The following is a 6192-nucleotide window of genomic DNA, read 5'->3' as shown; positions in this document are numbered from 1 at the left end:
GCGCCCAGTCTCGATCCGGCCCGCGCCGAATTTCCCTAGGGTCTGCCTCCGGGCGGACGACGGGAGGCCGGAGGCAGACCCCAGGGTCTGTCGATCTTGCTCCAACCCCCGCCGGACTCTAGGGATTTGCCGGGCCGTTCGGCTGGATCGTCAGTTCCGCGAGCCATGGGCGCGGCCCGACCGGGGCGGCGCCCCGACATCGACGAGGATCACCGCCATGCCCGAACCGTTCCCGCACGGCGACGCACCGAGAGTGCCGCGGCCCTCCGCCGAGGGCACCGCGGACCCGGCCGCGGCCGAACTCAGCGAGCTCAGCGAGCTCGACGAGCAGCTGATCGCCCAACTGGTCCACCGCATCCGGCTGGCCCGCGGCCACCAACTCAGCCGCCGCGCCGCCGGGTTGCCGACCACCAGCCTCGCGCAGGAGAACGCCATGCTGCGCCGCTACGCCGCCCGGCTGGGCGACCAGGGCGCCGGGATCGCGCTGGCGATCCTGGAACTCTCCCGGCCGCCGAACGGGCCGGCTCTGGAACAACGCTAGGGCGGTGGGGACTTCGCGTCCCCACCGCCCTCAAGCGTTCCCGGCCCGTGTCACCAGCGGGCGCCGGCCAGCACCTCGCCGTAGTCGCGGGCGACGCGCGCCTGCTCCAGGTCGGACTCCACCATCATCCGCATGAGCTCCGGGAAGTCGACCTTCGGCTCCCAGCCCAGCTTCTCCCGCGCGTTGCCGGCGTCGGCGCAGAGCGTCTCCACCTCGGCCGGCCGCACGAGCCCCGGGTCCACCTCGACGTACCGCTCCCAGTCGAGCCCGACGCACTCGAAGGCGATCCTGGCCGCGTCCCGCACCGAGTGCATCCGCCCGGTGCCGATGACGTAGTCGCCCGGCTCGTCCTGCTGGAGCATCAGGTGCATCGCCCGGACGTAGTCCCCGGCGAAGCCCCAGTCGCGCACGGCGTCGAGGTTGCCGAGCAGCAGCCGGTCCTGCAGGCCGAGCTTGATCTGCGCGACCGCCAGCGAGATCTTGCGGGTCACGAACTCGGCCCCGCGGCGCGGCGACTCGTGGTTGAACAGGATCCCCGAGACGCCGTACATCCCGTAGGACTCGCGGTAGTTGCGGGTGATGTAGTGACCGTACGTCTTCACCACGCCGTACGGGCTGCGTGGGTGGAAGGTGGTCCGCTCGTCCTGCGGGGTCTCCGCCACCATGCCGAACATCTCGGAACTGGAGGCCTGGTAGAACCGGATCCGTCCGGGACCGCCGACCGCGCCCGCCGGCTTGTTGATCCCGCTGACCATCCGGATCGCCTCCAGCACCCGCAGCACGCCGGTGCCGTTGACCTCGGTGACGAGTTCCGGCTGGCGCCAGGACATCGGCACGAACGAGATCGCCCCGAGGTTGTAGACCTCGTCGGGCTGGATCGAGTCGACGGCGGAGACCAGGCTGCCCTGGTCCATCAGGTCGCCGTCGACGAACCGCAGGTCCGGGATCAGCCTGCTGACCCGGTCCTTCCGCGGATTCGCTTGTCCCCGGGTGAGGCCCCAGACCTCGTACCCCAGGGAGATGAGGTGTTCGGCCAGGTACGACCCGTCCTGGCCGGTCACCCCGGTGATCAGTGCACGCTTGGACATCCGTTCCCCTTCAGCCACCGCTCGCGGGCTCGCGGGCCGTTCTCGGCACAGCCAGCGAACCAGAAGCACGGCTAAGGAATTTGCGAGACTTCGGGCCGGATCACGACGTCCACGCCCCCACGACCACGACGCCCCACGACGTTCGCTCCCCCACAGCCGGCCCGGAAGCGGGCTCGACCCGGGCTAGAGAAAACCCGCCGCCCCCGCGGCACGGGCTTAGTGTGCGGACGCATCCGCACACTCCTTCGACGACCACGCCGAGCCCGCACCCAGGGGAGAACCGCCATGCGCATCCAGGTCCTCGGCCCGCTCACCGCCGACCTCAACGGCACCTCGATCGTCCCCACGGCCGCCAAGCAGCGGCAGATCCTCGCCCTGCTCGCGCTCTACCCGAACCGGATCCTCCCCACGAGCACGCTCATCCACGAGATCTGGGGCGACCACCCGCCGCGGCGGGCCCTCACGACGCTCCAGACGTACATCCTCCAGCTGCGCCGCCGCATCACCCACGCCCTCGCCGGGGCGCCGCCGGCCGGCCAGGACACCACCGCCAAGGACGTCCTGACCACCAGACACTGCGGCTACCAGCTCACCCTCCCGCCCGCCGACCCCGCCCGCCACGCCCTCGACCTCCAGGCGTACAACGACCTCACCACGCGCGGCCAGGAGGCCTTCAACCGCGGCCACGACCTGGACGCCAACGCCCGCTTCCACGAGGCCCTCGCGCTGTGGAACGGCCCCGCGCTCGTCGACATCACTCCGGGACCGATCCTCAGCACCGAGATCATCCGGCTGGAGGAGAGCCGCCTGGTCACCCTCGAACGCCGCATCGACACCGACCTACGCCTGGGCCGGCACAACGAGCTGATCCCCGAACTCACCCACCTCACCCACCAGCACCCGCACCACGAGGGCCTGCACGCCCAGGCGATGGTCGCCCTCTACCGGGCCGGGCGGCAGACCACCGCGCTCACCACGTACCACCACCTGCGCCACCGCCTCACCGCCGAGCTCGGCATCCAGCCCTCGCCCCACCTCCAGCACCTGCACCACGCGATCCTCACGCTCGACCCCACGCTCAACACGCCCGCCACCAGCCTCCACCCGACGACCTACAACCTGTATCCGGCCTGAGCACCCACACCCTCCTCACCCAGGACCCGCCATGACGCCCACATCCGGCAAACCCCTCGCCCTCATCACCGGCGGGACGCGCGGAATCGGCCTCGCCATCGCCCGCGAGCTGGGCAACCGCGGTCACCGCGTCCACATCTGCGCGCGCACGGCCCAGGACATCACCGACACCCTCGGCACGCTCCGCGAGGAGGGCATCGAGGCCGACGGCGCCCCCTGCGACGTCCGCGACCCGGCCCAGGTCACCAGGCTCGTCCAGGACGCCGTGGACCGCCACGGGCCCATCACCGTCCTCGTCAACAACGCCGGCCGCACCGGCGGCGGCCCCACCGCGACGACCACCGACGACCTCTGGTACGACGTCATCGACACCAACCTGAACGCCGTCTTCCTCGTCACCCGCGAGACCCTCAGACACGGGCACATCACCGCCACGGCCCACCCGCGCATCATCAACATCGCCTCCACCGCCGGGAAGCAGCCCGTCACCCTCGGCGCGCCCTACACCGCGAGCAAGCACGCCGTCATCGGCTTCACGAAGGCCCTCGCCAAGGAGCTCGCCCCCACCGGCACCACCGTCAACGCGATCTGCCCCGGCTACGTGCACACCCCCAACACCACCCGCATCCACCACGAGTACGCGACCGCCTACAACACGACGCCCGAGACGATCCTCCAGCACTTCCAGACCCAGATCCCGCTCGGGCGCTACACCACCCCCGAGGAGGTCGCCGCCCTGGCCGGCTACCTCACCACCGCCACGGCCGCGAGCATCACGGCCCAGGCCCTCAACGTCTGCGGCGGCCTCGCCACGCAGTAGGCAGGCCCCGAGCCCCTCCCCCGCACGGCCACCGACGGAAAGGACCCGGGCCAGGTGCCCGCTGATCAATGATGACGACACGTCAGTTCGCCAGCGCACCGGTCACCTTGTTCGTCGCCGGCACCCCGGAGCCGCCGCCCTGCCTGCCCGCCCGGCGACCGCCGCGGCGCCTCGACGCCGGCTCGGTCACCGCCGCACTGGCCCGCACCGCCACCCGGCAGTGGCGCCCCCCGGCACCCGAGGAGCGGCAACCGCCGCGCCGGGCCGCCGAGTTCCACCTCGTCGAGCTCTACCAGCCCTACGCCGGCACCGTGTTGCGCACGGCCCTGCGCGCCGTCGAACCCGGCGCGGGACCGGACGTCCTGTGGGAGCGCGAGGCCGCCGGCCCGGACGGGCTCGACGGCGTCCTCGCCGAGCTCGGCCGCAGCCTCGCGCACGGGCCGCGCGTGCGCGCCGTCCTGGTCGGGCGGCCCGGCGCGGGCCGCCGGGGCGGGGGGGGGAGAGACCGCCCGGCGCCCCCCCCCCCCCCCCCCGCGGGGGGGGGGGGGGGGGGCCCGCCGCCCCCCCCCCCCCCCCCCCGGGGCGGGGGGGGCGCGCCGGGCGGGGCGGGGCCCCGGGCGCGCCCCGGGGGCTCTCCGCCGGACCGCCCGCCGGGCCGCCCGCCCGCACCCTCGGCGTCCTGGAGGAACTGCGCTCCGCGCTCTCCCACCCGCCGGCGCCGGTGACCGTCCCCACCAGCGCCCTCCAGCGCGAGCTCCTGCGCGACGCGACCGGCGGGGCCGACCACGGCGGGCGGCACGTCGAGCAGCTGTCCTGGAACTGGCACGGCCCGCTGGACACCGACCGGTTCACCGCCGCCTGGCAGTCCGTCTTCGACCACGAGCTCGTCCTGCGGGCCGCGTTCGACTGGCCGGAGGACGCGCACGACGACCCGTGGATCGTCCTCCACGACCGCGCCGTCCCCGAGGTGACCCGCAACCCGTCCGGCGCGCCCGGCTGGGAGGAGCTCCTGGACGCCGACCGCCGGCGCGGCTTCGACCTGCGCCGGCCCGCCCTGCTGCGCGCCACGCTGGTCGACACCGGCCCGTCCGACGAGGGCCTCGTCACCCGCGTGCTGCTCACCTATCACCACGCCATGCTGGACGGCTGGAGCGTGCGCCTGCTCCTCCAGTCCTTCTACCGCGCCTACCTGACCGGCGGCACCCTCCCCGGCGGCGAGCGCCGCCCGGACCTCCGCGACCACGCCCGCTGGCTCGGCGCCCAGGACACCGGCCCCGCCCGGCAGTTCTGGTCCACCCGGCCCGCCGCCGCCGCCGTCGTCGTCCCGGCCGGCCACATCGCCCACGGCCGCGGCAGCGGACGGGCCCGGCGCCGCCTCACCCCGTACGAGGCGGTGCGGCTGCGCGGCTGGGCCGCCGCCTGGGGCGCGGGCGAGAGCAGCGCCCTCCAGGCCGCGTGGGCCCTGCTGCTGTACCGCGCCGCGCAGGAGCCGGACCCGCGCGTGGCCCCGCGGGCCGTCCGGGTCGGGTTCGCCGTGACGCTCTCGGGCCGCGGGATCCCGCTGGACGGCATCGACCGGCTCCCCGGCGCCCTGCGCACCCCGCTGCCGATCACCGTCCGAGTACACCCGAGCACGACCGTCCCGCAGCTCCTCGCGGCCCTGCGGGACGGAGTGCTCGACCTCTCCTCCTACGAGTGGGTCTCCCCCGGCCAGGCGCACCGGTGGAACGGCACGCCACCCGGCCGGCGCCCGCAGAGCCTCATCGTCCTGGAACACCTGCCGCTCGCGCCGCACCACCCCCGGCTGGACACCGGCCTGGCGGCCCACGGCATCCACGTCGACACCCCCACCCCCGCCGGCACCTTCACGTCGTACCCGATCACGCTCACCGCGCACTACGACGCGACGGGCGGGCTCGTCCTCACCACCGTCCACGACCGCGCCCTGCTCGCCGACCGGGACGCGACCGAACTCCTCAGCCAGAGCGCACACCTGCTGCGCAGCTTCCCCGACCTCCCGAGCGGCCTCGCCACCACCGAGCTCCTCCGCACCACCCTCGCCGGCCACCCGGTCCCGCACCCGGGCGGTCCCTCCGACCCCGCTCCGACCGGGCCGACCGGGCCGACCGGGCCGACCGGGCCGCCGGAAACCGTCCACCTCGATGTCCTGCGCCGGGCCACCCGCCCCGGCGCCGGCTGGGTGCTCCTGCTGCCCCCGCCCGGCACACCGGACGCCCGCTTCCCCGCCACCGCCCGCACCTGGCCCGGCCCGCAGGCCCTCGCCGTGCTGCGCCCGGTGCACGACGACGCACCACCCGCCGCCTACCGCCCGCTGCTGGCCCCGCTGCTGGAGTCCCGCGCGCCGGTCGCCCTGGTCGCCACCGCCGGAAACGGCCTCATCGCGTGCGAGATCGCCCGCCTCGGCCCGGCCGCGACCGCTCCCCTGGTGGTCCTGGCCACCACCGACACCGACCTCGCGGCCCTCGCCGCCGTCCTCGCCCGCACGTAACCGACCCGAACGGCGTCCGGCCGGGGGGCGGGGGGGCGCGGGCCGGGCGGGGGGGGCGCGGGGCGGGGCGGCGGCGCGCGCCCCCGCGCCCCCCGCGCGC

Annotated in this window: 5 protein-coding genes; 4 read left to right on the top strand and 1 reads right to left on the bottom strand. The window is 75.0% G+C overall.

What is annotated here, in order from left to right; genetic code table 11:
- The first annotated feature begins 217 nt into the window (after nt 1-217).
- Nucleotides 218-541 carry a hypothetical protein gene (locus tag ACFV4G_RS33770; protein WP_380445998.1) on the top strand — a complete coding sequence of 108 codons (324 nt, stop codon included), beginning with the start codon at nt 218-220 and terminating at the stop codon, nt 539-541.
- 50 nt (nt 542-591) lie between these two features.
- Here the strand turns inward: ACFV4G_RS33770 and ACFV4G_RS33765 are convergent, their stop codons facing one another.
- Entirely contained in the window at nt 592-1629 is a 1038-nt protein-coding gene (locus tag ACFV4G_RS33765) for a GDP-mannose 4,6-dehydratase (RefSeq protein ID WP_380445997.1), read from the bottom strand.
- Between the two features lie 285 nt (nt 1630-1914).
- Between ACFV4G_RS33765 and ACFV4G_RS33760 the strand changes: the two genes are divergently transcribed.
- The 3 genes from ACFV4G_RS33760 (at nt 1915) to ACFV4G_RS33750 (ending at nt 6092) form a co-directional block, all read left to right on the top strand.
- A complete protein-coding gene (locus tag ACFV4G_RS33760) occupies nt 1915-2763 on the top strand; it encodes a BTAD domain-containing putative transcriptional regulator (protein WP_380445996.1) in 849 nt (282 codons plus the stop codon).
- Nucleotides 2764-2794: 31 nt separating this feature from the next.
- On the top strand, nt 2795-3583 hold the full coding sequence (locus tag ACFV4G_RS33755; protein ID WP_380445995.1) for an SDR family NAD(P)-dependent oxidoreductase: 789 nt from the start codon (nt 2795-2797) through the stop codon (nt 3581-3583).
- A gap of 721 nt (nt 3584-4304) precedes the next feature.
- Nucleotides 4305-6092: a condensation domain-containing protein gene (locus ACFV4G_RS33750; protein WP_380445994.1), complete on the top strand. Its 1788-nt coding sequence runs from the start codon at nt 4305-4307 to the stop codon at nt 6090-6092.
- The last annotated feature ends 100 nt before the right edge of the window (nt 6093-6192 follow it).

Origin of the sequence: Kitasatospora sp. NPDC059747 (genome assembly GCF_042732955.1) — a bacterium.
GTDB lineage: Bacteria > Actinomycetota > Actinomycetes > Streptomycetales > Streptomycetaceae > Kitasatospora.
Note: the sequence above shows the minus strand (reverse complement) of the source record. Positions and strands in the feature narration are given on the sequence as shown.

Bases quoted from the DNA above. Each gene is read 5' to 3' on its own strand.
- ACFV4G_RS33765 (WP_380445997.1), bottom strand. From the start codon at position 1,629: ATGTCCAAGCGTGCACTGATCACCGGGGTGACCGGCCAGGACGGGTCG.
- ACFV4G_RS33760 (WP_380445996.1), top strand. From the start codon at position 1,915: ATGCGCATCCAGGTCCTCGGCCCGCTCACCGCCGACCTCAACGGCACC.
- ACFV4G_RS33755 (WP_380445995.1), top strand. From the start codon at position 2,795: ATGACGCCCACATCCGGCAAACCCCTCGCCCTCATCACCGGCGGGACG.
- ACFV4G_RS33770 (WP_380445998.1), top strand. From the start codon at position 218: ATGCCCGAACCGTTCCCGCACGGCGACGCACCGAGAGTGCCGCGGCCC.